This is a genomic window from Collimonas sp., assembly GCF_035566555.1.
Lineage (GTDB): Bacteria > Pseudomonadota > Gammaproteobacteria > Burkholderiales > Burkholderiaceae_D > Collimonas.
Map to the genome: position 1 here is coordinate 17,178 of NZ_DATMRB010000166.1, position 24,291 is coordinate 41,468.

At 59.1% G+C, this 24,291-nt stretch carries 23 protein-coding genes; 5 read left to right on the plus strand and 18 right to left on the minus strand.

The window, feature by feature from the left end:
- The first annotated feature begins 55 nt into the window (after nt 1-55).
- On the plus strand, nt 56-406 hold the full coding sequence (gene hpf, locus VNZ65_RS20510) for a ribosome hibernation-promoting factor, HPF/YfiA family (RefSeq protein WP_061936480.1): 351 nt from the start codon (nt 56-58) through the stop codon (nt 404-406).
- 121 nt (nt 407-527) lie between these two features.
- On the opposite strand, the gene VNZ65_RS20515 is transcribed toward hpf, so the two are convergent.
- From VNZ65_RS20515 to VNZ65_RS20550, 8 genes are all read right to left on the minus strand, one after another.
- A complete protein-coding gene (locus tag VNZ65_RS20515) occupies nt 528-1,217 on the minus strand; it encodes a DUF4197 domain-containing protein (protein ID WP_168231264.1) in 690 nt (229 codons plus the stop codon).
- A 119-nt stretch (nt 1,218-1,336) separates the two neighbouring features.
- On the minus strand, nt 1,337-2,485 hold the full coding sequence (locus VNZ65_RS20520; protein WP_325672332.1) for a deoxyguanosinetriphosphate triphosphohydrolase: 1,149 nt from the start codon (nt 2,483-2,485) through the stop codon (nt 1,337-1,339).
- Entirely contained in the window at nt 2,482-4,236 is a 1,755-nt protein-coding gene (aroKB, locus tag VNZ65_RS20525) for a bifunctional shikimate kinase/3-dehydroquinate synthase AroKB (RefSeq protein ID WP_325672334.1), read from the minus strand. The genes VNZ65_RS20520 and aroKB overlap by 4 nt, the downstream gene beginning before the upstream one ends.
- A 66-nt stretch (nt 4,237-4,302) precedes the next feature.
- On the minus strand, nt 4,303-6,408 hold the full coding sequence (locus VNZ65_RS20530) for a type IV pilus secretin PilQ family protein (protein WP_325672388.1): 2,106 nt from the start codon (nt 6,406-6,408) through the stop codon (nt 4,303-4,305).
- A gap of 68 nt (nt 6,409-6,476) precedes the next feature.
- Nucleotides 6,477-7,025 carry a pilus assembly protein PilP gene (locus tag VNZ65_RS20535; RefSeq protein ID WP_325672336.1) on the minus strand — a complete coding sequence of 183 codons (549 nt, stop codon included), beginning with the start codon at nt 7,023-7,025 and terminating at the stop codon, nt 6,477-6,479.
- Nucleotides 7,022-7,681, minus strand: a complete 660-nt coding sequence (locus VNZ65_RS20540; RefSeq protein WP_325672338.1) for a type 4a pilus biogenesis protein PilO — start codon at nt 7,679-7,681, stop codon at nt 7,022-7,024. Before VNZ65_RS20540 ends, VNZ65_RS20535 begins: the two co-directional genes overlap by 4 nt.
- 10 nt (nt 7,682-7,691) lie before the next feature.
- Nucleotides 7,692-8,339, minus strand: a complete 648-nt coding sequence (locus tag VNZ65_RS20545) for a PilN domain-containing protein (protein ID WP_325672340.1) — start codon at nt 8,337-8,339, stop codon at nt 7,692-7,694.
- On the minus strand, nt 8,339-9,418 hold the full coding sequence (locus tag VNZ65_RS20550; protein ID WP_231880029.1) for a pilus assembly protein PilM: 1,080 nt from the start codon (nt 9,416-9,418) through the stop codon (nt 8,339-8,341). The genes VNZ65_RS20545 and VNZ65_RS20550 overlap by 1 nt, the downstream gene beginning before the upstream one ends.
- A gap of 499 nt (nt 9,419-9,917) precedes the next feature.
- On the opposite strand from VNZ65_RS20550, the gene VNZ65_RS20555 reads away from it, so the two are divergent.
- Entirely contained in the window at nt 9,918-12,230 is a 2,313-nt protein-coding gene (locus VNZ65_RS20555; RefSeq protein ID WP_156480195.1) for a penicillin-binding protein 1A, read from the plus strand.
- A gap of 41 nt (nt 12,231-12,271) precedes the next feature.
- Here VNZ65_RS20555 and VNZ65_RS20560 read toward each other — a convergent pair whose 3' ends face one another.
- The 6 genes from VNZ65_RS20560 to cyaY all read right to left on the minus strand — a co-directional run bounded on the left by VNZ65_RS20560 (nt 12,272) and on the right by cyaY (nt 18,339).
- The gene (locus VNZ65_RS20560; RefSeq protein WP_414649190.1) at nt 12,272-13,432 is read right to left on the minus strand and encodes a DUF2827 domain-containing protein; all 1,161 of its coding nucleotides are present in this window, start codon (nt 13,430-13,432) and stop codon (nt 12,272-12,274) included.
- A complete protein-coding gene (locus VNZ65_RS20565) occupies nt 13,429-14,583 on the minus strand; it encodes a DUF2827 domain-containing protein (protein WP_325672346.1) in 1,155 nt (384 codons plus the stop codon). Before VNZ65_RS20565 ends, VNZ65_RS20560 begins: the two co-directional genes overlap by 4 nt.
- Nucleotides 14,584-14,688: 105 nt before the next feature.
- A complete protein-coding gene (locus VNZ65_RS20570; RefSeq protein WP_325672348.1) occupies nt 14,689-15,831 on the minus strand; it encodes a DUF2827 domain-containing protein in 1,143 nt (380 codons plus the stop codon).
- A gap of 45 nt (nt 15,832-15,876) precedes the next feature.
- Nucleotides 15,877-16,473 (minus strand): hypothetical protein, encoded by a 597-nt coding sequence (locus tag VNZ65_RS20575; protein ID WP_325672350.1) that lies wholly within the window; start codon nt 16,471-16,473, stop codon nt 15,877-15,879.
- A 44-nt stretch (nt 16,474-16,517) separates the two neighbouring features.
- Nucleotides 16,518-17,828, minus strand: a complete 1,311-nt coding sequence (locus VNZ65_RS20580) for a hypothetical protein (RefSeq protein ID WP_325672352.1) — start codon at nt 17,826-17,828, stop codon at nt 16,518-16,520.
- Between the two features lie 184 nt (nt 17,829-18,012).
- Nucleotides 18,013-18,339: an iron donor protein CyaY gene (gene cyaY / locus VNZ65_RS20585; RefSeq protein WP_325672354.1), complete on the minus strand. Its 327-nt coding sequence runs from the start codon at nt 18,337-18,339 to the stop codon at nt 18,013-18,015.
- Between the two features lie 41 nt (nt 18,340-18,380).
- On the opposite strand from cyaY, the gene lptM reads away from it, so the two are divergent.
- From lptM to VNZ65_RS20600, 3 genes are read left to right on the plus strand one after another with little or no spacing between them, the layout of a single operon-like run.
- Nucleotides 18,381-18,614: an LPS translocon maturation chaperone LptM gene (lptM, locus tag VNZ65_RS20590; RefSeq protein ID WP_325672356.1), complete on the plus strand. Its 234-nt coding sequence runs from the start codon at nt 18,381-18,383 to the stop codon at nt 18,612-18,614.
- A 12-nt stretch (nt 18,615-18,626) separates the two neighbouring features.
- Nucleotides 18,627-19,910, plus strand: a complete 1,284-nt coding sequence (gene lysA / locus VNZ65_RS20595) for a diaminopimelate decarboxylase (protein ID WP_325672358.1) — start codon at nt 18,627-18,629, stop codon at nt 19,908-19,910.
- Complete coding sequence (locus VNZ65_RS20600; protein WP_325672360.1) at nt 19,907-20,707, plus strand: transporter; 801 nt, start codon at nt 19,907-19,909, stop codon at nt 20,705-20,707. The genes lysA and VNZ65_RS20600 overlap by 4 nt, the downstream gene beginning before the upstream one ends.
- Here the strand turns inward: VNZ65_RS20600 and VNZ65_RS20605 are convergent.
- The 4 genes from VNZ65_RS20605 to ccsB all read right to left on the minus strand — a co-directional run bounded on the left by VNZ65_RS20605 (nt 20,674) and on the right by ccsB (nt 24,224).
- Complete coding sequence (locus VNZ65_RS20605) at nt 20,674-21,330, minus strand: protein-methionine-sulfoxide reductase heme-binding subunit MsrQ (RefSeq protein WP_325672362.1); 657 nt, start codon at nt 21,328-21,330, stop codon at nt 20,674-20,676. The genes VNZ65_RS20600 and VNZ65_RS20605 overlap by 34 nt on opposite strands.
- Before the next feature lie 17 nt (nt 21,331-21,347).
- On the minus strand, nt 21,348-22,328 hold the full coding sequence (gene msrP, locus VNZ65_RS20610) for a protein-methionine-sulfoxide reductase catalytic subunit MsrP (protein WP_325672364.1): 981 nt from the start codon (nt 22,326-22,328) through the stop codon (nt 21,348-21,350).
- A 74-nt stretch (nt 22,329-22,402) separates the two neighbouring features.
- On the minus strand, nt 22,403-23,074 hold the full coding sequence (locus tag VNZ65_RS20615) for an HAD family hydrolase (protein ID WP_325672366.1): 672 nt from the start codon (nt 23,072-23,074) through the stop codon (nt 22,403-22,405).
- Between the two features lie 4 nt (nt 23,075-23,078).
- Complete coding sequence (ccsB, locus tag VNZ65_RS20620; protein ID WP_325672390.1) at nt 23,079-24,224, minus strand: c-type cytochrome biogenesis protein CcsB; 1,146 nt, start codon at nt 24,222-24,224, stop codon at nt 23,079-23,081.
- Nucleotides 24,225-24,291: the final 67 nt, after the last annotated feature.

The following is a 24,291-nucleotide window of genomic DNA, read 5'->3' on the forward strand; positions in this document are numbered from 1 at the left end:
AGATTCAATGCAGTCTGTTCAGAACCGCCAGCAATATTCTTGATAGGAGCGCTGTATGAACTTCACCATCAGTGGGCATCACCTCGAGGTAACCCCTGCCATTCGCGAATATGTACAAAGCAAACTAGAGCGTATCAAACGCCATTTCGACCAGGTCATCGATATCAGCGTGATCCTGAGCGTCGACAAAATCACTGAAAAAGAAAAGCGCCAAAAAGCCGACATTACGCTGCGCGTAAAGGGAAAAGATTTGCATGCCGAAAGCATTGCTCACGATCTTTATGCCGCCATTGATACCCTGGTCGACAAGCTCGACCGCCAGGTCATCAAGTACAAGGACAAGATGCAGGATCACCAGCACGATGCGATCAAGCATCTGCCGGAAGAACTCCCCGCCACGACCTGAACCGGCCGCCAATCCGGGCGCTGCAGCTGACTAGCTGGCGCCAATAGAATGAACAAGGGCGCAGTTAATGCGCCCTTTGTTATTTTCAAACCATATTACTGTTTATCGCTATAGGGTGCGCTTATTTCAGTGCGCCGAACACCTTGCCTATAATCGCGCTGCCGGCGCCGACCGGATCCTGGCGTATGGCCTTCTCTTCATCGCCGATGATGGTGTACAAGCCATCCAGCGCGCGCTGCGTGACATAACCTTCCACCGTGCTTTGCTGGGCCGGCACCATGCCGGTCTTGCCGACTTGTCCCATGACCGAATTGTATTGCGCCGACAGGCCGTTGCGATCGGTCACGCCCTTGACGATAGGCAGGAATTTCTCGCCCAGCTGCGCCGATGTTTTCTGCTTGAAGAAATCGGTCACCGAAGTATCGCCGCCGGTCAAGATGTTCTTGGCGTCGGTCACCGACATCGATTTGACTGCATTCAGCAGCAAGGGCTTGGCCAACGGCACCGCCTGTTCCGCGGCATGGTTCATCGACACCACCAGGTCGTCCAGTTTCTGGCCCTGGCCAGTCATGCGCAGCAGAGGCATGGCTTTGTCCAGCACGCTAGGCAAGCCGATCTTGACCTTGTCGTTGTTCAGGAAGCCGTTCTCGACACCCAGCTTGGACACCGCGACGTCGGCGCCTTTCTGCAGAGCGGCTTTCAAGCCGCTGCTGGCGTCCTGGTTGCTGAGGTCGCTCAATGACAGCGCAAACGCCGCCGATGCCGTGACCGCCAGGCTCAATGTGATTGCTGTTTTATATAGAGGTCGCATGATGATCCTTGAAGTAGTGAAATGAACAATAAGCAGATGACGCCAAAGTCTAACCCAACTCGTTTGTTAAGCAGATTTGTTAATCAATCAAGAAACAAAAGTACTACGTCGTGCGGTGCTTAGAGATGCCCTTCATCCACCAGGAACAGACGCCGGTGTTCGCGGATTGCATAACGGTCAGTCATGCCGGCGATATAGTCGGCAATTTCGCGCGCCTGCGGCTGCGGTTCCGATCCGCGCTGGTCCAGCTGATAGTCCGGCGGCAGCAATGACGGTTCGGCGCTGAAGCAGGCATACAGTTCGGCGACGATACGGCGCGCCTTGGCCGTCATGCGGTTGACCAGGTAATGGCGATACAGGTTTTCGCGCAGGAAGCGCTTCAGTAAGGCGGCTTGCTGCGCCATGCCGTCGGAGAAGGCAATCAGCGGCGCTGCATTGCGCACATCGTCGACCGTCTGCAGCCTGGCGTCCAGGATACGCTGCTGCGAAGTCTGGATCAGGTCGCTGATCAAGGCATTGATCATGCGCCGGATGGTTTCATTGATCGCCCTGCGTCCGCCTAGGCCCGGGAACAGCTGTTCGACCTGGCGGCTGTGCTGCGCATAGAAATCGATCTGGTTCATCTGCTCCAGGGTCAGCAAACCCGAGCGCAAGCCATCGTCGATATCGTGGTTGTTGTAGGCGATCTCATCGGCCAGGTTGGCCACCTGCGCTTCCAGCGTCGGCTGCTTGCGGAGGATGAAGCGCTGGCCGATATCGCCCAGTTTCTTGGCATTGGCCAGCGAGCAATGCTTGAGGATGCCCTCGCGCGTCTCGAACATCAGGTTCAAGCCGTCAAACGCGCCGTAGCGCTGTTCCAGCTTGTCCACCACCCGCAGGCTCTGCAGATTGTGTTCGAAGCCGCCATGGGCCTCCATGCAGTCATTCAAGGCATCCTGGCCGGCGTGGCCGAACGGGGTGTGGCCGAGATCGTGGGCCAGCGAGATGGCTTCCACCAGGTCTTCGTTCAATTGCAGGTTGCGGGCGATGGAGCGGGCGATCTGCGCGACTTCGATGCTGTGCGTCAGGCGCGTGCGGAACAGGTCGCCTTCGTGGTTGACGAATACCTGAGTCTTGTATTCCAGCCGGCGAAAGGCGGTGCAATGGATGATGCGGTCGCGGTCGCGCTGGAATTCAGTACGCGAGCCGGGCGATTCTTCGACAACCAAACGTCCTCGCGACTGCGCAGAATGTGCGGCGTAGGGAGCAAGCGACGTTTCTTGATTCATCGCGGCAGGTCTCCGGAAGCGAGTTGCTGAAGGGTCGCCAGCAGCGCCTCTGGCGGCGCGCCAGTGATCAGATGGCTGCCCAGCGGCTTCATCAGGATGAACTTGATCTGGCCATCTTCGTTCTTCTTGTCGATCTGCATCAGCTCCAGCCAGCGCTGGGCGCCCAGGTTGGGCGCCTCGGTCGGCAAGCCGGCGGCGCGCACCAGTGCGCACACTCTTTCCTTGTCGATAGCATCGATATGACCGAGCCGGTGCGACAGATCGGCCGCCATCACCATGCCGCAGCCGACCGCTTCGCCGTGCAGCCACTTGCCGTAGCCCAGGCCGGATTCGATCGCGTGGCCAAAGGTATGGCCGAAATTCAGGATCGCGCGCAAGCCCCCCTCGCGCTCATCCTGGCGCACGACGTCGGCTTTCAGTTCGCAGGAACGGCGGATCGCGTAAGCCAGCGCGGCGTTGTCGCGCGCCATCAGCTTATCGATATTGTTTTCTATCCATTTGAAAAATTCGGCGTCGATCACGGCGCCGTATTTGATCACCTCGGCGAGACCGGCGGACAGCTCGCGTTCCGGCAAGGTATGCAGGGTCATGGTATCGGCGATCACCGCCTGCGGCTGGTAAAAGGCGCCGATCATGTTCTTGCCGAGCGGATGGTTGATCCCGGTCTTGCCGCCAACCGAGGAATCGACTTGCGCCAGCAAGGTGGTCGGGATCTGCACGAAGGGCACGCCACGCATGTAGGCGGATGCGGCAAAACCGGTGAGGTCGCCGATCACGCCGCCGCCAAGGGCGATCAGGGTGGTCTTGCGATCGCATTTGGCGGCCAGCAGGCGATCGAAGATCTGCATCAGGCTGGCCCAGTTCTTTTCTTCCTCGCCATCCGGCAGGACGATTTCCAGCACGCTCTTGCCGGCATCGCGCAGGGTCTGACTGACGCGCTCAAGATAGAGCGGCGCGACCACGGTGTTGGTCACCACCACTACCTGCTTGCCACTGATCAGGCGGGCAATGCGCTCACGGTCAGCCAGCAGGGACGGTCCGATTTCAATCGGATAGCTGCGCTCGCCCAGTTCTACCTGGAGCGTGATGGCCGGGGCCGATACTGGGGCCGAAGGGGTCGACTGCTGGTTCATAAGAAAATGTGATGTCTGGTGGGCTGGGCCACTGGCCTGCCCGAGGTTGCCGGCGCCGGCCGGCGGTGTCTGCCCGCTCCCTGGTTCAAGGTCGTCGGGCTGCACATCCAGCTGGCTCAAGATACTGTGTACCAGGAATTGTACGTTAGGTCGGCCGGTATCGATGACTATGTCCGCAACTTCACGATAATACGGCTCGCGCTGGCGCGACAGCTCTTCCAGACGGCGGCGCGGATCGGCGGTCTGCAGCAGGGGACGGTTCTTGTCGCGGCTGGTGCGCTGGAGGATGTTGTGGATGCTGGCACGCAGGTAGATCACAGTGCCGCGGGTCTTCAGGTATTCGCGGTTTTCGGCACGCATGATGGCGCCGCCGCCGGTCGCCAGCACGATGCCGCTGCGGGCGCTCAGGTCACGGATGACTTCAGTCTCGCGCTGACGAAAGCTTTCTTCCCCTTCGATTTCGAAAATCAAAGGAATCGAGACGCCGGTACGCGCCTCGATTTCGTGGTCGGAATCAATGAAAAGCTTGTTGAGTTTTCTTGCCAGGGCACGGCCAACCGTAGTCTTGCCCGCGCCCATCAGGCCTACCAGAAAGATATTGCCTGTGTACCTTACCATTTCACTACTTAACCTTTTGCTCATGTGCGGACACCGGCATCAAGCCGGTGTCCCTGTGCAATTGGATCAGTGCGCAGCGATACGGTCGATGACAACTTTCGGTGTCAGGAAAATCAATAATTCAGTTCGTTTGTTAGTAACTGCGGAGTTTTTGAAAAGATAACCCAGAACTGGAATATCTCCAAGTAGTGGCACTTTACTAACGGCGTTTGTAACCTGCTGTGTATAGATACCGCCAATCACCACGGTACCGCCGTTTTCAACCTGGACCTGGGTCTGGACATGCTTGGTATTGATTGAAACGCCGCCCGGCACCACATCGCCAACGCTGTCATTGGTGACGTCAACGGTCAGGATAACATTACCGTCCGGCGTGATTTGCGGGGTGACTTCCAGTTTCAGGTTGGCTTTCTTGAACTCAACCGAAGTGGCGCCACTGCTGGTAGCGTTTTGATAAGGAATTTCTACCCCTTGCTCAATCAAGGCTTTTTGCTGGTCAGCGGTAACTACACGCGGGCTGGAAATGATCTTGCCGTCGCCGTCGGCTTCCAATGCAGACAATTCAAGACTGATGAATTTCGAGGCAGCGGAGTTGAACAAGGTCAAGGCAACAGAGCCTGCGGTGCCAGTCGCCGGAGCTGCCGGTAAATTCACCGAATTTCCGCCGGTGCCCGGAATCGCGCCGTTGGTTGCCGTAGTTGGAGTGAGTTGAGTACCGCCGGAGCTCACATTGCGGCTGTTGAAACCAAAACCCAGCTTGGCGCCCAGATTGCGGCTGAAGCCGTCGTTCGCTTCAACCATGCGCGCTTCGATCAATACCTGGCGCGAGGCAACGTCGACCTTTTGCACCAGATTGCGGATGTTTTGCAAGATGGTCGGCGTATCGGTCACGAACAGCTGGTTGGTGCGCGGATCGATCACTGCGCTGCCGCGCGATGACAAAATGCTGTTTTTCTTGCCTCCGCCGGCTCCGCCGCCAGCATCGTCGACGCCTAAGATCTTCTTGAAGGCATCGGCTTTTTGATAGTTCAACTGGAATGACTCGGTACGCAATGGCTCCAGTTCGGCAATCTGCGAGCGCTGCTCGAGTTCCAGCTTCTCTTTGGTCAGCAGCTCATCCTTGGGTGCAATCCAGATGACCGTGCCGTTCTTGCGCATGTCCAGGCCCTTGGCCTGCATTACGATATCCAGAGCCTGGTCCCAAGGCACATCTTTCAAGCGCAAGGTGAGGTTGCCGCCAACGGTATCGCTGGTAATGATGTTCAAACCGGTAAAATCGGCAATCACTTGCAGCACCGAACGTACTTCAACGTTCTGGAAATTCAGGGACAGCTTGTCGCCGCGGTAACCCTGGGCGCCTTGCGCCAGCTTGTTCGGATCTTCCTTGAGTGGCTTGACTTCGATCACCAGTTGGCTGTCGCTTTGATAAGCGCTTTGCTCCCACAGCCCTTTCGGCTCGATGATCATGCGCACATTTTCACCCTGGGTCACGGTGCTGATGGTCTTGACCGGTGTGCCGAAATCGCCCACGTCCAGCTTGCGGCGCAGGACGTCAGGCAAACTTGTCTTGAGGAAATCAACCACAATTGTCTGGCCTTGTTGACGAACATCGACGCCGACCTGCGCGTTCGGCAAGTCAATCACGACCCGGCCTTCGCCTGCAGTACCACGACGGAAATCAATGTCGCGCAGCGCCGGTTTGCCATTCAACAAAGGTGCCACAGCAGGCGCAGCAGCCATGGCCGTCTTGGCTGCAGGCTGCACCGGCATGCCGGCAGCATTTACCGGAGATGCCAGGCTGCCCGAACCATCGATCGTGACAACCAAGGCATTACCATCCATCGCCGTCGCATAGGACAAAGAGCGCTTCAGATTGAATACCAAGCGCGAGCGATCATCGGCTTGCGCCACCAATACATTGCGCACATCGCCCAGGCTGATGTCCTGCGAGGTTTTGCCGGTAGCATTGCCGACGCCGACAAAGTCGAAGGCAATCCGTGCCGGACTCAAAATGGAGAACGCTGTCGGCTGTGCGCTCAGCGGGCGCTTGAAGTTGATCTTGACGATCACATTGGCGCCTTGCTGATTGGCGCTGATCGACGTGATGGCATTGCTTTCGGCTGCCGTTGCGGAAACGCCAAACCCGACCATGCATAGCAACGTGCCCAGCATCAGCGCTTTCTGTCGAATCCTGCTCAGCCGACTCACGCCCAGGCCAACTAATTTTTTTCCTGCTGCAATCATTTTGTGCTCTCCTGCAACGCCAACTTGGCTTCGCGCTCGACCCATTCGCCGGACGCGTCTTGTACGATTTCTTTCAGATTGATTTCAGATTCGGTGATGCTGGTGACCATGCCGAAATTCTGTCCAATGTAATTACCCACTTTGGCCTGGAATACCGTCTTGTCGACTTGCAGCAAGGCGTAGCTCAATCCCACCTTTTGCAGGGTGCCGACCATCTTGATGGTATCCAGGGGATAGTTCTCCAGCGTTTCGCGACGCCGGTCCATATTCGGCTTCAAGCCGTTGGACTTGCCCTGCAGCTTGGCAAACGCCACCAGCAGCTTGTTGGGGTTATAAGGATCGACGCTGGTCGCGCTCGCATAGATGAACGGAATGAACTTCTTCGGCTCGGTCAGTTTCGGAATCCCCACCTTGGTATGGCTCTTGACGTCGGCCATCCAGTCTTTCAGTTCCTGCACGCCGCTGTCGCCGCAACCTGACAAAGTTGAGATGAATACGACAAAAAATGTCACCCGGGTCAGACGCCCAATACGAAAAAACGTCATTTTTGACCTTTCTGTTTAGCTGCGTTCGCAGTCTTGCGCTGCTCAGCGACTTCGTCCTTATCCAGGTAGCGGAAGGTCTTGGCAATCGCATCCAGGCTCAGGACGCCGTCCTTGCCAGTCACCAGATTCATGTTATTCAAGGTCACGATACGCGGCAGGTTGGCAATGTCGCTGGCGAACGAACCGACGTCGTGATAACTGCCGGTAACCTTGATGTTGATCGGCAGCTCGGCGTAGTAATCCTTCACCACCACCTGGCCGGGCTTGAACAGCTCAAACTGCAAGCCACGTCCCAGGCCAGCCTGGTTGATATCGGACAGCAGCGCATCCATCTCCGCCTTGCTCGGCAGTTGCTTCTCCAGGGTCGCAACATAGTCGGCGACCTGCAGCTTTTGCTTCTGCAGGGCGTCCAGGTTGATGGCTTGCTGGATCTTCGACTTGTACTGTTCTTTCAGCTGGACTTCCTGTTGCTCGCCGGCGTTGAGCGTATCCTGCTGGTCGCTCCAGTAAAAAAACCAGCCGACCACCAGCACCAGCAGGAATACGCCGATGCCAGACAAGATGCGCGGCGCGATCGGCCATTGGCCGGGATGGCGGCCATTCAGTCCGCGAAACTGCGCGCCCAGCGACGCGCCCAAATTATTCAGATCGGTCATTGCGCGTCTCTCATTTCAAGGTTGCGGCTGGAGCGCCGGTGCCGGCCACAGCTGCAACTGCATTTTTCGGGGTCGCCGCACCATCTTTGGCATCCTTGTCAGACGGCCGCTTGATCCCGACATTGACGGTAAACGCGAAGACGTGCTTGCTGTCGCGCCCGGTGCCGATCACCGCGGCACGGATTTCGACCAGGTCGGGACGTTCCAGCCAGGCCGAGTTGTTGCTCAGGTTGCGCAGCAGCTCCGACACCCGTTCGTTCGATTGCGCATAGCCGTTCAGCGCCACGCGCTGGCCTTCCTGCTTGAGGGAGTTCAGATAGACGCCTTCCGGCACCTGCTTGACCAGTTCGTCCATCAGATAGACCGGCTGGTTGCGGTCGCTCTGCAAGTCTTCAACGGCTTGCTGGCGTGCCTTCAGCGCATCGATTTCCTGCTTGAGCGTAGCGACTTCCTTGATTTCACCGTCGAGACGGGTGTTTTCAGCCGTGATGAAACGATTGCGTTCGGTCTGGTTGGCGATCTGGCTGGCGAAAAAGGCGCCGACCAGCAGCACCGTGATCAAGCCGATCATGGCGGACAAGGCCAGCATGGCGAAGTAAGCGTTCTTGCGCTGCTTACGCTTGGCTTCGCGGTGCGGTAGTAGATTAATTTTGATCATCAGCCAAATCTCCGCATGGCCAGGCCGCAAGCAACCAGATAGGAGGGCGCATCCATGCGCAATTGTTTTTCACGTACGTTCGGGCCTAGCTGCATGCCGGTGAACGGGCTCACCACCGAAGTGGAAATCTTGGCGCGGCCCGCCACCACCTCGACCAGGCCGGGAATCGTGGCGCAACCGCCAGCCAGGAACAGCTGGTCGATCCGGGTATACGGCGTCGAGGTAAAGAAGAACTGGATCGCCCGCGTGACTTCCAGCGCGGCGCTTTCCAGGAACGGATTGAGGATTTCCTGCTCGTAGCCTTCAGGCAGGTCGCCATTGCGCTTCTTGGTATCCGCCTCTTCATACGACAGGCCATAGGCGCGCACGATATCCTGGGTCAGCTGGTTGCCGCCAAACGGCTGTTCGCGTTCATAGATCAGTTGCCCGTCAAGCAAGGCCGAGACATGCGTGGTCTGGGTGCCGATCTGGAACAGGCCGACGATCTGGCCCTGCCCGGCTTTCGGCAATTGCCCGATGATGCGGTTGATCGCCGCACGCGCCGCGTACGACTCGATATCCATCACGGTCGGCTTGAGGCCGGCGGCTTCCGCCACCGCCACCCGGTCCTCGACCTTTTCCTTGCGGGTCGCCGCCAGCAGCACTTCGACGTCTTCCGGCGAATGCTGGGCCGGACCGATCACGTCGAAATCAAGACTGACTTCGTCCAGCGCAAACGGAATGTATTGGCTGGCCTCGGATTCGACCTGCATCTCCAGCTCTTCTTCCAGCATGCCGCTGGCCAGAATGATTTTCTTGGTGATGACAGACGCCGGCGGCATGCCCAGCGCCACCAGCTTGGTGTTCGAGCCGCTCTTTTTCCACAGCCGGCGGATGACTTCCGTGACTTGTTCGATGTTTTCAATATTGCCATCCACTACCGCTCCCCGCGGCAATGGTTCAGAGGCGTAGCGGTCAAGACGCAGCTGGTCCTTGCCGGTTTCCGACAATTCAACCAACCTGACGCCTGACGTGCTGATATCAATCCCCACCAGCGGCGGGTTCTTTTTACCGATCAGCGATCCTAGATCTAATGCCAAGAGCATTTCTCCCGAGTATCTAATATTTGGGGAACATTCTGCCTGCAAGGCGGTCGCATTAGCGGTATACCGTCTCGAAGTTAGGAAAAACCTGTAAAACAGGGCTTACAGCAATGTTAAATTTTATAAGGTGAAATCGTAGCAACAAGAGGGCACTGCTGTAAAGAAATTTTCCTGAGGGCAATTGTTTAACTGTTACGGAATATTGCTTCACAGCGACTCCATTCATACTATTTTGGTTTTGTCGGACAATTTTTGTCTGAATTTCGCAACGTAATTTGCGCTCAAGCAAGAACGCATGATGCAGAGCAAGTTTTGAGCCATGGGCGCGCCACCGCTCTTGCCAGGGTCTGGATCGACCCTGCATGCTTGACATTCCCTTATCGAACGCAGGCACTGTGCCGCTATAATGCGTGGCATCCTCTTTCATAAAACGCATCGCATGACGCCTCCAGATACAGCCAGCGACACCCCTCAAAATCCTCCAGTGCGCCGTCGCATGCCGCTCGCGCTGCGCCTCGTGCTTGGTTTTTTCGGGCTAATTGCCGGCCTGGTCGCGATCGGCTGCCTGACGTTCTTCCTGATGCTGGCGATGGCCTATCCGAATCTGCCGGAGCTGGATTCGCTGACCGACTACAAGCCGAAGATCCCTTTGCGTATTTTTTCAGCAGATGGCGTGCTGATCGGCGAATTCGGCGAAGAGCGGCGCAGCCTGGTGCATATCAACGAAATTCCGGATGTCATGAAGAAGGCCGTGCTGGCGATCGAAGACGACCGCTTCTACCAGCACGGCGGCGTAGATTACCAAGGCATCCTGCGCGCCAGCTTTTCCAATCTGACCGGCGGCGGCGGCGGCGCCAGCACCATCACCCAGCAGGTCGCCCGGAATTTTTTCCTGACCAGCAATGAGCCGACTTTCTTCCAGAAGGCATCGCGCAAATTCCTGTATGAAATCCCGCTGGCATGGAAGATTGAACGCAACCTGAGCAAGGACCAGATTCTCGAGGTCTACATGAACCAGATTTATCTGGGGCAGCGCGCCTATGGCTTCGCCTCGGCGGCGCAAATCTATTTCGGCAAGCGGCTGCAGGACATCACCACCGCCGAAGCGGCGATGCTGGCCGGCCTGCCCAAGGCGCCGTCAGCCAACAACCCGGTGGTCAATCCGAAGCGGGCCACGGTGCGCCAGCAATACATCTTGTTGCGCATGCTGCAGCTCGGCTACATCACGGAAGCGCAGTACGAACAGGCTAAGAACGAAACGCTGCATATCAAGACCGGCGCCAGCGAATTCGGCATCCATGCGGAATTCGTCTCGGAAATGGCGCGCCAGCTGGTGTACGAGCAGTTCAAGGAAAACACCTACACGCGCGGCCTCAACGTCTTCACTACCATCACCAAGGCCGACCAGGATGCCGCCTATATCGCGCTGCGCCGCGGCGTCATGGATTACGAGAAGCGGCGCGGCTATCGCGGCCCCGAGGGTTTCATGGAGATCCCGGACACCACCAAGGAAGCTGCCGAAGACGCTATCGAAGTGGAACTGGCCGACCATCCGGACAGCGATGAAATCGTCGCCGCCGTGGTGCTGGAAGCGAGCCCGAAGCTGGTGCGCGCAGTACTCTCCTCCGGCCAGGAAATCAGCATCAGCGGCGCCGGCCTCAGCATCGCCACCAACCTGCTGAGCGACAAGGCGCCGCCGCAGCGCAAGGTCAAGCGCGGCGCCATCATCCGCGTCATGCTGGAAGGGAAAAACTGGAGCATTACCCAGATGCCGGCGGTGGAATCCGCCTTCATTGCGGCCGACACCAAGGATGGCGCCATTCGCGCCCTGATCGGCGGCTTCGACTTCAACCGCAACAAATTCAATCACGTGACCCAGGCCTGGCGCCAGCCGGGATCGTCGTTCAAGCCCTTCATTTATTCCGCCTCGCTGGAAAAGGGCCTGTCGCCGGCGACCATCATCAACGACGCGCCGCTGACCTATGGCGGCGGCCAGACCGGCGGCCAGATCTGGCAGCCGAAGAATTACGGTAACAAGTACGAAGGACCGATGAGCATGCGCAAGGCCCTGACCAAGTCGAAGAACGTGGTTTCGGTACGCATTCTTGACAAGATCGGTGCCAAGTATGGGCAGGAGTATGTGACGCGTTTTGGCTTTGATGCTGACAAAAATCCGCCATACCTGACACTGGCCCTCGGCGCCGGTGCAGTCACGCCGCTGCAAATGGTGGGTGGCTACGCGGTTTTTGCCAATGGCGGCTATAAAGTCAGCCCCTACATCATCAGCAAGATTACCGATGCCAACGGCAATGTGTTGTCACAAGTGCATCCCGACACCGCCGGCAACGAGGCCAACCGCATCATCGATCCGCGCAATGCCTACCTGATGGACAGCATGATGCGCGACGTCGTCCGTTACGGCACTGCCGCCAAGGCGATGTCGCTCAACCGCACCGACCTGGCCGGCAAGACCGGCACTACCAATGATTCGCTGGATGCCTGGTTTGCCGGTTACCAGCCGTCGCTGGTAGCGGTAGGCTGGATGGGCTACGACCAGCCGCGCAGCCTGGGCGACAAGGAAACCGGCGGCGGCCTGGCGCTGCCGATCTGGATCAGTTTCATGCAGCAGGCCCTGAAAGGCGTGCCGATGGAAGACCGCGTGGTGCCGGATGGCCTGATTCATTCCGGCGGCGAGTACTATTACGCAGAATACCCGCCGGGGGTCGCTACCCAGAACCTGGGCGGCGGCACTACGGCGCCGACGGAAGAAGAAAAAGCCAGGGACGAGGTCAAGAACGAATTATTCTGACAGAAAACGCCGGGCGGGCGCATTGGCCCGCCCTGGCGGCGTCAATTCGCATACAGGTCGAGCAGGCGCCGGGTGTAGATCTCGATATTCTCCGGCGAGCTGACATCCAGCGTGCGTAGCAAGGTCTGCGCATGGCGGCGGTAATCCTCCAGCTGCGCATCATGCGTGGCAAACGCCCGCAATACCGCCTGACCGCCTTCGAAGGAATCGAATTCCGGATAGTAATAACCGTAGTCTTTGATGAATTCCGAGTTGTGGATCAAGGGATAGCCGCCGTACAGGGCTTCGTAGTACAGATAATTCTGGCCGTTTTCCCAGTGGTGGGAAATGATGCAGTCGCCATAGTTCGCCATGAACTCATACACGGCAAAGCGCCCTTCGAACGAAGCCAGGCCATGGTTGACGACATCCAGCGAGCGGGCGAAATGCGAGAACTTGAGATGTTCTTTCAGGTGCAAGGTATTGCAGACGCGCAGATATTCGAGGAAGGCCGGCTGCGCGCGGTACGCTTCCTCGCAGGCCAGCATCGGCAGCAGCGAGGTTTTCACCATGCAGACATTCGGCTCGAAACTGCAGACCCGCCAGCGCGGCTTGCCCGGCTGGTAGCCATAACTGAGATGCGCCGGCAAGGTAGCGATGCCCTTGGCAAAAAACAGCGGCGTCCACAGATGCGGCACGATATGCACCGGCGCGCGCGCCGTCAGGCCGAAGTAATCCTTGCAGCTGCGCTCGTACTCCGGCAGCGTCCACACGGCGTCGTAGGGCTTGTCGCTGCACAGGCCGCCGTGCGGCTTGTTGAACATGGCCCGTTCGATATCAATCACATAGTCATTGCCGACCCGCATCCAGGCATAGCGGCCGCCGCGCTCGCGGAACTTGCGTACCCACTCTTCACTCAGCTGGGCGCTCATTTCGATCACCACGTCCAGGGTATTCAGCGCTTCTTCCAGGCCGACCATCTGGATCCCCAGGTCGCCCAGCATCATGGCGTCGCTGACCTGTTCGGTGGAACCGTCCAGCACCAGCACTGCCTGCTCGACCGCGGGCGACTGATTGAACAGCTGCACCAGGAAGGCGCAGTTCTGGAAAATGCCGTTTTCCCAAATCGATTGCTGCCCGGAACGCACGTACAGGGTGACGCCTACGCGCAGTTTACGTTGCGGCAGAGGGTGGCTCAAGAGATGACTCAAAGGATGACTCATACCGGGCCCTCCACGCTGAATTGAAGTCTTTTCACAAATGCATCCACGTTATCGGGGTGGCTGGGGGATAGCCTGCGCAGGTAGGCCGCGCCGGTCTTCTTGTAGTCGTCCCAGAATTCCGGTTCCTGGCGCCAGGCTTCAAGCAAGACGCGGCCGCCGGTGCTGGCTTCGAAATGCGGGTAGTAAATGCCGATGCCGTCGGCTGCCAGGTACTCCGAATTATGGATCAGCGGATAACCGCCGTACAAGGTATCGTAATAGAGGTAATTCAAACCGCATTCCCACTGGTGCGACACCACGGCATTCATCTTTTGCTGCGCCATGCATTCGACAAAGGCCACGCGCGGTTCGTAAGTCGCCTTGTGGTGGCGCGTGAGGTCGAGATTGATGGCAAAGCGGTTGAAGGTTGGATGCTCTTTCATCTGCACCGTATTCATCACCATCATCATGCTCACTGAACGCTGGTCCAGGCGGTAAGCCTGTTCGCAGACCAGCATCGGGATGAAACCGCTTTTGACGACCGAGATGTTCGGTTCGAAAATTGCCGTGCGCCAGCCCGGCCGGTCCACGCCACCGGTGCTGACATGAGGCTGATAGCCGAAATGGTGGCCGTCCCGTTCAACCACGTCGATCTGCTTCTGGATGAACAGCGGCGACCAGATGTGCGGCACCGCGAACACCGGCACCCGCGACACCGTGCGCAACAGCGGCCCGCTGGCTTTCATGTGGTGCGGCAAAGTCCAGATTTCATGCCAGGGCGTACCGTTGAAGATCTGGCCGCTAGGGCCGTCGAACATCGGCGCTTCGGCATTGTCGGCAAAGGTATGGCCAACGAAAAACGTGATGATCTTGACGCCCAGGGCACGCACATGGTGCAGCCACGGCAACGGCAGCTGCGCCCCCATTTCGATGACCACGTCCAGCTCGTGGGTGACATCGGACGGCTTGACCAGCGGCGCGCCGAAGCCGTCCAGCCCCATATCCGCCGGCAGGTGCTCAAGATCGCCGCCGTTCAGCAAGAACACCTTGCCGACCTGCGGACTCTGCTGCAGCAGCATCACCAGGAATGCCAGGTTCTGATTGAGGCCGTTCGACCAGAGCTGCGCTCCCTGGACGACGAAGACGGAAATGCCTACATTGATTTTTTTCATGGATAAGAAATAGTTAAAAGCACTTCGTCATGCAATCACGTAGGGTGGGCACGGCTTTGTGCCCACGCGGATAGCGCTACAGCGTGGGAAAAAAACGTGCCCACCCTACACTATTGCTTGTTGCAGCAAAGCCGTCAGCAAGCGTTCATATTCGGCCGTCACTTGCGGGCAGCCCGGCAGGTAGCGGCCGAGCACCTGCCGCTGGCGCGCCAGATAATCCTGCCAGCCCTGATCGTGCGCGGTCAAGACCTCGAGCAGCTGGCGGCAGCCGTTTTGCACATTGTTGCCCTCATAGTAGTAGCCGAGATCGCTGCACATGTAGGCGTTATGCACCAGCGGATAACCTTGCCAGCAGACGTCGAAGTAAAAATAATTCAGGGCGTTCTCGATCTGGTGGGAAATCACCACATCGGTCATTTCGCTGAGGAATTGCGGGGTATCGTAGCGCCCGAGGAATACCGCCTTGTGCTGGCGCACGATATCCAGCTGGTTCATCACCGCGATGAACTCCTTGCTTTCCCGCGCCAGCCGCTCGGCGTTGGTCACCTGCATGATCTCGATGTCCTGCGGCCGCCGGCGGTAGGCTTCTTCCGCGATGAATATCGGGTACATGCAGAATTTCACGATATCGTTATTCGGCTCCATCACGGTCAGGCGCTTGGCGCCGGCGGCGCGCGGACGGTATTCGCCGTGGTTGTCAAACCCCTGGCTGCGCTGGTTGACGAAAATCGGATCCCAGACGAAGGGCACTACCTGCGCCGGCCGGCGGCGCAGGGTTTCGAAATAGGACTGGCTGTTGGTGGCGACCTGCGGCACCATCCAGATGGCGTCGTAGCGCTGGTTGACGAACAGGTCGTAACCCCATAGCGGCCGGTTGAACAGGATCGATTGCATCACGTGCACGTACTCGAAACCGCAGCAATAAGATATCAGACGGCAGTCCTGGGTCTTCAGGTAAGCGGTCTGGTCGGCGCTGACCTGGCCGCCGAGTTCGATCAGCACATCCAGGTTGTCCTTGGCCTGCTCAAAGGTCACCGTCGGCCAGCGCACCTGGTCCCACGGCAAGGCCGCGGTAATGGCCACTGCCGTGGTATTCACCAGATGCACTGACGCCACGCTTGGACAATGCTTCAATGCTTCGGCCAGGTACACGGCATTCTGCTTGATGCCATTGTTCCACAAGGATTCATTTTCCTGATGCAAGCCGATGGTGATGCCGATCCGCACAGTGCGAGATGAAGAAGTCATAGCGTTGATTCAAATAAAAAGAAATACACACAGAAAGCAAGGGCGTTACTTGCGCGCCGGCACCGACATTTTTGTCTGTTCGGTCCAGTTGTACTGGACATAGCGGCGGATGATCAGGCAGCCCGGCGGTGAATCCACCAGCGATACAGAACCGCCAGGCTCGGTAGGCGATACGTATACTGTGAAGGTCGGCAGCAATGGCGTGGCGCTGTAACCCTTCAGCTCGGTTTCGGCAATGCTCTTGCAGGAATACGGCGCGATCGAAATACGTTCGGCAGATACCGAACAGGCGCCGCCATCCTGCGGCACGGCCGTGATCGATACCGCTGCCGAAGCACCGGCATATTCAATCCCGGTCAGTGAAAAAAACGGCCCCTTGTCAGGATGCGCGCGATCCCAATCAACCAGCACATCATGGGCGCCAGTGCCGCTGATGGCCAGCGCCGACAAACGGTTGATCGCCGGCTGGCACTGTTTTATGCCGACACTGCGGGCGGCTTCCGCCAACAGGTTTTTCGGTCCGGCGGCAGCGGCCTTGTTGCCTGGTAAATCTGCTTTCATTTGCGCATTGGCCAATGTGCTCAGCAACAGCAGGCCGATCGCTGCCAGCCATGGCTTGCGCCCTGTGCCGGCAACGGACATGTTCCTTGAATCAGTGGTCAAAAAAATACGTGGTGCATGCGTCATCAGCTGGATCCGTTTGAAATTGAAGTTGCTTCGCCGCCTAGCGCGGCGTCGGTGCTGCCGGGGGCGGGTGTCAGCGCCTTGGGGCTTGCGGCGGGTTCTGGCTCAGGCGTCGCCGGAGTCGCAGGTGCACTGGCCGGCTCGGGAACGACTGGCGTGGTTTCAAGCGGCACGACCGGCGCCGGTTCGACGGCCGGCGCCACCGGTTCGGGCACGATGACCGGCGCCATGTCAGTGGCCGGAGCCACGCCTGCCGGCATGGCGGCAGCTGGTTCCTGCGGCGCTTCAACCGCTGCCGGCTGCGGCGCGATGGCGGCCGGGTCGATGACCGGGGTTTCGGGCGCCGGCGCTATCGGCGCCGGCATGACCACCGGTTCGGGAGCAGGTGTCGCCCCTGCCGGAACGGCGGCGGCCGGTAGCTGCGCCGGCTCGGTAACTGCGGGCGCGACAGCGGCCGGTTCCACGGCTGGCGCCGACGGCGTCACGGGCGCTGCTGCCGGCGTCGCCTGTGCTGCAGCGCCGGCCTTGGCCGCGGCGGCATCCTGGTCAAGTTTCATCAGCACCACGACAGCCTTTTCGCATTCTTCTTCACTGTTGCAGGCTGTGATAAAGTTTTTACCCTCCCACCAGCCGCGCAGCACATACATGCCATTCTCGATCCTGCTACCCCTGCCGTTTTTCAGCATTTCCTGGTACTGTGGATGCGATGGCGGAAAGGTCATGATTCCATAGCCCAGCTGGTGGCCGCGATGCCACTGGCCGTCATACACCGAGCCATCGGCAAACACCGCCTTGCCGGGCCCTTCCGGCAGAGAGTCGATATACATGCCGTCGAACCGGTTGCCAGGTTCCTCGACGCCGGTGACATGACCGCGCAGCTTGCCCTGCTCCATGGTGCCGCTCAGTTCCGCCACCTGCTTGCCGCTGCTCAGCCAGCGCACCGTTCCCGGGCCCTGCGCCAGGTCATTCAGGCAGCGTCCGCTCCACAGTACGGCGATGCTGCTGGCCAGGGGCTCGGCGCTCCACACCTTGCAGCCGTTGTTGACATCAAAAGCCCAGCGCCGCGGGGGCTCGTCAGTTTTCTGGGGAGCGCCGGCAACGGCTGGATTGACGGTAGCGGCAACCGCCGGGATATTGGTAGCCTGGCTGGCGCCGGTAAACTGCGCCGCGGCCAGCGCCATGCCTACGAAAAACAGCCGACCCGCTGCCGGCCGTCCCATCGGGGACGCTCGGCAGACGACATTCTCGCTGCAGATAACGCCATCACGCCAATCATTCGGTTCTTCCGAATCCCTGATCATTATCGTGTTCATAGGTGGCTATCGATAGTTGAGAAGCGTTGGACAAACTCCCTGATGCCGTTCTTGTGCGATCTGCTGCGAACCCAGAAATCAAAAGCGCGGAACAAGGCAAGCGTATCAAAACAACATTGCCTTACTCGCATCTTACGACAAATACCTGCCAGAAATCGGCGACCCACCGTCTCGACAAGAAAATTTACAATATTATCGGCACCCCGCCCTGGCTGCTGATCATTGTCGACAAGGCGCTAAAGAACTCGGAGCCGTCGCGCGTATTGATCCATGCGTCCCCTTTGCGCTTATAGTGGAAACCGCCGGATTTCGCCGCGATCCACAACTCCTGCATCGGCGCCTGGCTGTTGACGATGATCTTGCTGCCGTTGTCGATGAACTCGATCTCCAGCACATTGCCGCTGCGCTTGCACTCGACATCCAGGTCGGTATCGTCTGCAGCCCGTTCCAGCGCCATCTCGATCTTGCCCAGGGCTGACTCCGCCGCTGCCAGGAATTCTGATTCTGTCATGCTACACTCCAATCCGTTTCGTTAAACTGTGATTCTAATCCGTGAAGCCCATTTTTGATTTGTCGCGCACTACCACGCTGGCGCTGATCGCCATTCCGCTCACCCTGACGGCGTGCGGCCAAAAAGGCCCGCTGTTCATGCCGGCGGCGCTGCCGCCGCCGATCGTGCGGCCGGCGCCGGCGCAGCCAAACGTTAGTCCGAAGACAATTCCCGCGCCGGTGGTTCCGGCTCCGCAGGAAACACCGGATACGCCAACCGCGCCTGCCACCGAATAGGCACAGCCCGCCATGCCGTATTTTTCATATAAAAATAGCATCCTGCACGCCGAAAACGTCGCCCTGGACGCAATTGCCCGGCAATTCGGCAGCCCGACCTATGTCTATTCGAGGGCTGCGCTGGCGGCGAATTTTTCCGCCTACGCAGATGCCTGCAGGCAACACAGCCCTGCGCCAGACAGCAGCCTGATCTGTTATTCGGTGAAATCCAACTCCAGCCTGGCGGTGCTGCAACTGCTGAGTCGTCTCGGTTCCGGTTTCGATATCGTCTCTGGTGGCGAATTATTGCGCGTAATTGCCGCCGGCGGCGATCCTTCCAAGATAATTTTCTCCGGCGTCGGCAAATCGCGCGAAGAAATGCGCCTGGCGCTGTCGCATGACATCTTGTGCTTCAACGTCGAATCGATCCCGGAACTGCACCGCCTGAATGAAGTGGCTGCGGTCATGGGCAAGCGCGCCGCCATTTCGCTGCGCGTCAATCCTAACGTCGACGCCAAGACCCATCCCTACATCTCCACCGGCCTCAAGGAAAACAAGTTCGGCGTGGCTTACGAGGATGCGCTGGCCTGCTATCGCACGGCCGCTGCCTTGCCAAATATTGAGGTAACAGGAATCGATTGCCATATCGGCTCGCAGCTGCTGGACGATGCGCCCTTGCTGGAAGCGCTCGACAAGCTGATCGAGCTGGTCGACCAGCTGGCCGGCGAAGGCATCCAGCTGCACCACCTGGACATCGGCGGCGGCATCGGCATCACCTACGATGAGGAAAAGCCGGTCGCCATCGGCGACTACCTGGGTCGCCTGTTTGCCCGCATCGATGCCTGGCGCCAGGAAAAATACCAGGGCGCGACGATCAAGGTGCTGTTTGAGCCGGGCCGCTCGATTGCCGGCAACGCCGGCATCCTGCTGACAGAAGTCCAGTACCTGAAGCACTCCGAGGCCAAGAATTTTGCCATCGTCGATGCCGCCATGAACGATTTGATGCGGCCGGCCATGTATGAAGCCTGGCACGGCGTACAGACGGTCGTCCAGCGCAGCGATGCGGCACAGGTATATGACGTGGTCGGTCCGGTGTGCGAATCCGGCGACTGGCTGGCGCGCTCGCGCTCGCTGGCAATCGAAGCCGGCGACCTGCTGGCGCTGATGTCGGCCGGCGCCTACGGCATGACCATGTCTTCCAACTACAACACACGCGGCCGCGCGGCCGAAGTGATGGTCGATGGCGGACAGGCGCACCTGATACGGCAACGCGAGAATCCCGCCGATCTGTTTGCGCTGGAAAACCTGCTGGCTTGAACTTGCGCCCCGCCCAGCACAGGAAGACCATGCGCAAGCTGACGCTGGCCGCCGTCTCTTCCTGCTTTCTGCTGCAGTCCGCCCATGCCAATCATCCGCTGGTGACCGATGACACCGGCACCCAGGACAAGGGCAATACGCAGCTTGAGCTGAACACCGACTGGCTGCGCCAGAACGACGTCCACACGCACGTCGCCAACTTTACCGCCAGCTATGGCTTGCTTAAAAATCTCGACATCTATGTCAATCCGCCGGCAACGCTGTCGCAGCCGTCGGGTCTCAATGACATTGCCGTCGGGGTGAAATGGCGTCTGCTGGAGCGTGGCGACTTCAGCCTCGGCGTCAAGCCTGAGATCACGTTTCCCAGCGGCGATCCCAATCGGGGCCTGGGGCGTGGCGCCACCAGCATGTCGCTGACGCTGATCGGCAGCTATCAAAGCGGCGACTGGGCTTTCAGCGGCAACCTGGCCGCCTATTACAACCGCTATCGCCTGGTCAGCGATCAGCAAGCGAACCGCACCATGCAGTGGCGTTTATCGGCCTATGCGCTGTACGAACTGAATCCCAAGTGGAGCCTGGCGCTGGATGGCGGCATCCTGAGCAATACGGAACGCGCCAGCGACACCAGCGGCGACCTGCATTCGAGCAGCAATCCGGGCTACATCCTGACCGGGACCGTCTATTCGCCAACGCCGAACCTGGACCTCGACATCGGGCTCAAATTCGGCATCGGCTGCGGCGCTTGCGCCGCCCAGACCCACCGTCAGGTCGGCGTCGGCGTGACCTGGCGTTTCTGAGTCGCGGCAGCGCCGGCACTGCGGTTGCGCCAGGAAAAATAGACACGCACCAGCAGCAACCCGGCGACGATAGTGCCGAACAGGATCGGCTTTTCGAAGTTATGCTTGCCGGCGCGCATCCACCAGAAATGCAGAATTCCCAGCAGCGCAACCGCATACACGCTGCGATGCAGCCACTGCCAGCGCTTGCCGCCGAGGCGACGGATCATGCCATTAGTGCTGGTCAGCGCCAGCGGCAGCAACAGCACGAAGGCGATGAAGCCGACCGTGATGAACGGCCGCTTGACGACATCCTTGAACATCTCGCCCAGATCGAAGAAATGATCGAACCAGAGGAAGGTGGTGAAATGCAGGCTGGCGTAGAAGAAGGCAAACAAACCCAGCATACGGCGCAGCTTGACCAGCCAGTTCCAGCCGCTAAAGCGCCGCAACGGGGTTACCGCTAACGCGATGCACAGAAAATAGAGTGTCCAGTCGCCGCTGCTGCGGGTGATGAATTCGATCGGATTGGCGCCCAGCTGGCCGGCAAAGCCTGCCACCAGCAAGCGCAGCGCGGGCAGCAAAGCCAGCGCAAACAGCGCGACCTTGATGTATTTGAATTGACGAGGAGTGGGGTTGAACATGCCTTAGCTTCCCAAACTTAAAAAAACTTCTTCAGGTCCATGCCCGAATATAGCGAAGCAACCTCGTTATAACCGTTGAACATCAGCGTCTTGCGCTTCTTGGTGAAGAAGCCATCCTCACCGATGCGGCGCTCGGTGGCTTGCGACCAGCGCGGATGATCGACCTCCGGATTGACGTTGGAATAGAAGCCATATTCGCGCGCCGCGGCGATATTCCATGCGGTTCTCGGCTGGTCTTTGAGGAAGCGGATCTTGACGATAGACTTGGCCGACTTGAAACCGTATTTCCATGGCAGCACCATGCGCACCGGCGCCCCGCTCTGGTTCGGCAGGACCTGGCCGTACATGCCAAAAGTCAGCAAGGCCAGCGGATGCATCGCTTCATCCATGCGCAAGCCTTCCACATAGGGCCACTCCAGCACCGGGGCACGCAAACCCGGCATCTGACGATTATCGGCCAAGGTGGTGAACTCGACATACCGGGCATTCGAGTTCGGTTCGACTTTCTTGATCAGCGCCGACAGCGAATAGCCGATCCACGGAATGACCATCGACCAGCCCTCGACGCAACGCAGCCGGTAGATGCGCTCTTCCAGCGGCGCCAGCTTCAGCAGGCTGTCGATATCCAGCGTCAGCGGCTTCTTGACCTCGCCTTCGATCGCGATCGTCCACGGCCGTGTCTTGAGGCTGCCGGCGTTCTCGGCAGGATCGGATTTGTCGGTGCCGAATTCGTAGAAATTATTATAGGTAGTGGCGTCTTTGTATGAGGTCGCCTTGTCCGTCACGACATAAGCAGGATTGGCCTTGGCCGCCAGCTTCTGGCCGTCTCCGGTTTGCGCCCAGGCCTCGCCGCCAGTCAAATGCAGCAGCGAACCGGCGCCGGCGGCGCCTATGGCAATCCGCTTGATAAAGCTGCGGCGCGATTCGAATATTTCCTGCGGCGTGATTTCAGAAGCAAACGGCAGGTCGATTCCGTTGGGGCGACGATATAGCGGCATGGGATGTTCCGGCAAGGTAGATGGGACTTAGTCAGAGAAAATGCCGATTCCTTACAAACCTGCCGGAAAACCGCTTATCCGGCAATGCTGATATGGTCGTGCAGCTCCGCCAGCCGGGAAATGACGGTTGCCTGTTTCGGCAGCAATGCTTCCACCTGTTCCGGCTGCAGGGCGAATACCTGCATGCCGGCGGCAACCCCTGCCTGGACGCCCGGCAAGCTATCTTCGACCACGGCACAGCGGGACGGTTCGACGCCCATGGTCCTGGCGGCGTGCAGGAACAAGTCCGGCGCCGGCTTCCAGGAACCGACGTCGTAGGCGCTGAAGATGCGTCCCTCGAAATACGACCATAGGCCAGTGACGCTGAGCGACACCTTGATCTGATGCAAGGGACCATTGGAGGCCATGCAGAACGGCACCTTGAGCGACTGCACCAGTTCCAGCGCACCTTCGATCGGCTGCAGGCGCTGGTGCAGCACCGGGGCGATGCGGTCGCGCAAGACCTTGGTGAAATCGGCCGGCAGGGAACGACCGAACATCTGTTCCAGCTCGGCCACGCAATCGGCCATGCGGCCGCCCTTGAAGCGGGCCAGCGCCACTTCGGCCGACAGCTGCATGCCGAGCTCCGCCAGGTATTCCACCATCACATCGGTTGCCACCGTTTCACTGTCGACCAGTGTGCCGTCGCAATCGAAAATCACCAGTTCTACCGGCGCATTGCTTTCATCTGTAGCAGACTTCGTCATCCGTTCACAGCTCTCCGTAAGAATGCAGGCCCGACAGGAACATGTTCACGCCGAGGAAGGCAAAGGTAGTCACCAGCAAGCCAATCAGCGCCCACCAGGCCGCGACCTGGCCGCGCAGGCCTTTCATCAGGCGCATGTGCAGCCAGGCTGCGTAATTCAGCCAGACGATCAGCGCCCAGGTTTCTTTCGGATCCCAGGACCAGTAACCGCCCCAGGCTTCCGCCGCCCACAGGGCGCCGAGGATGGTGGCGATGGTAAAGAAGGTGAAGCCGACTGCGATCGCCTTGTACATGACATCGTCCAGCACTTCCAGCGCCGGCAGGCGGTCGACCAGGTAGCCATGCGATTTCAGCAGGTAGGCCACCGCCACCATCGCCGACAGCGCGAAGGTGCCGTAGCCGATGAAGTTGGCCGGCACATGGATTTTCATCCACCAGCTTTGCAGCGCAGGCACCAGCGGCTGGATTTCCGCGGCGTCGCGCGACACCATGTACCACAGCAGGAAACCGACCGCGGCCGAGATCACCAGCAAGACAAAAGCGCCCAGCTGGCGGGTGCGGTAATGCTGTTCGTAGTAGAGATAGAACAGCGCGGTGATCAGGCTGAACAGGACGAACACTTCGTACAGGTTGGAGATCGGGATGTGGCCGATATCGGCGCCGATCAGGTAGGACTCGTACCAGCGCACCAGCATGCCGGTGAATCCCATCACCACTGCCGCCCAGCACAGCTTGGAGCCGATCGAGGCGCCGAAATCCGAACGCGTGATCAGGCCGCCCCAGAAGAACAGGGTGGAGAGGAAAAACAGGGTGCTCATCCACAGGATCGCCGACTGGCTGGAGAGCATGTATTTGAGGAAGAATTTCTGGTTGGCCATGTCCAGCACGCCGCCGTACATGGCAATGGCCGACAGCGCCAGCACCGCCAGCAGCGCCATCAGCCAGCGCACAGATTTCCAGTGCCAGCCGAGCCACGCGAAAGTCGGGCCGGCCAGCACCAGCACGCCCTTCTCGTAGTAATCCATGTGGCTGCCGTAGCGGTTCAGGGCGAACAGCGAAGCCGCCACCAGTGCGATGGCGAACAGCCAGTCGATCGCGGACAGGCGCTTGAAAAAGCTGCCGGGCGGGGAATACGTTTGCGTCAGTTCCATCATTTTCTCCATATCGTTCCGCTCCTGCGGGGGAAACGCAGCGGAACGTCCATCTTTTCAGCGACAG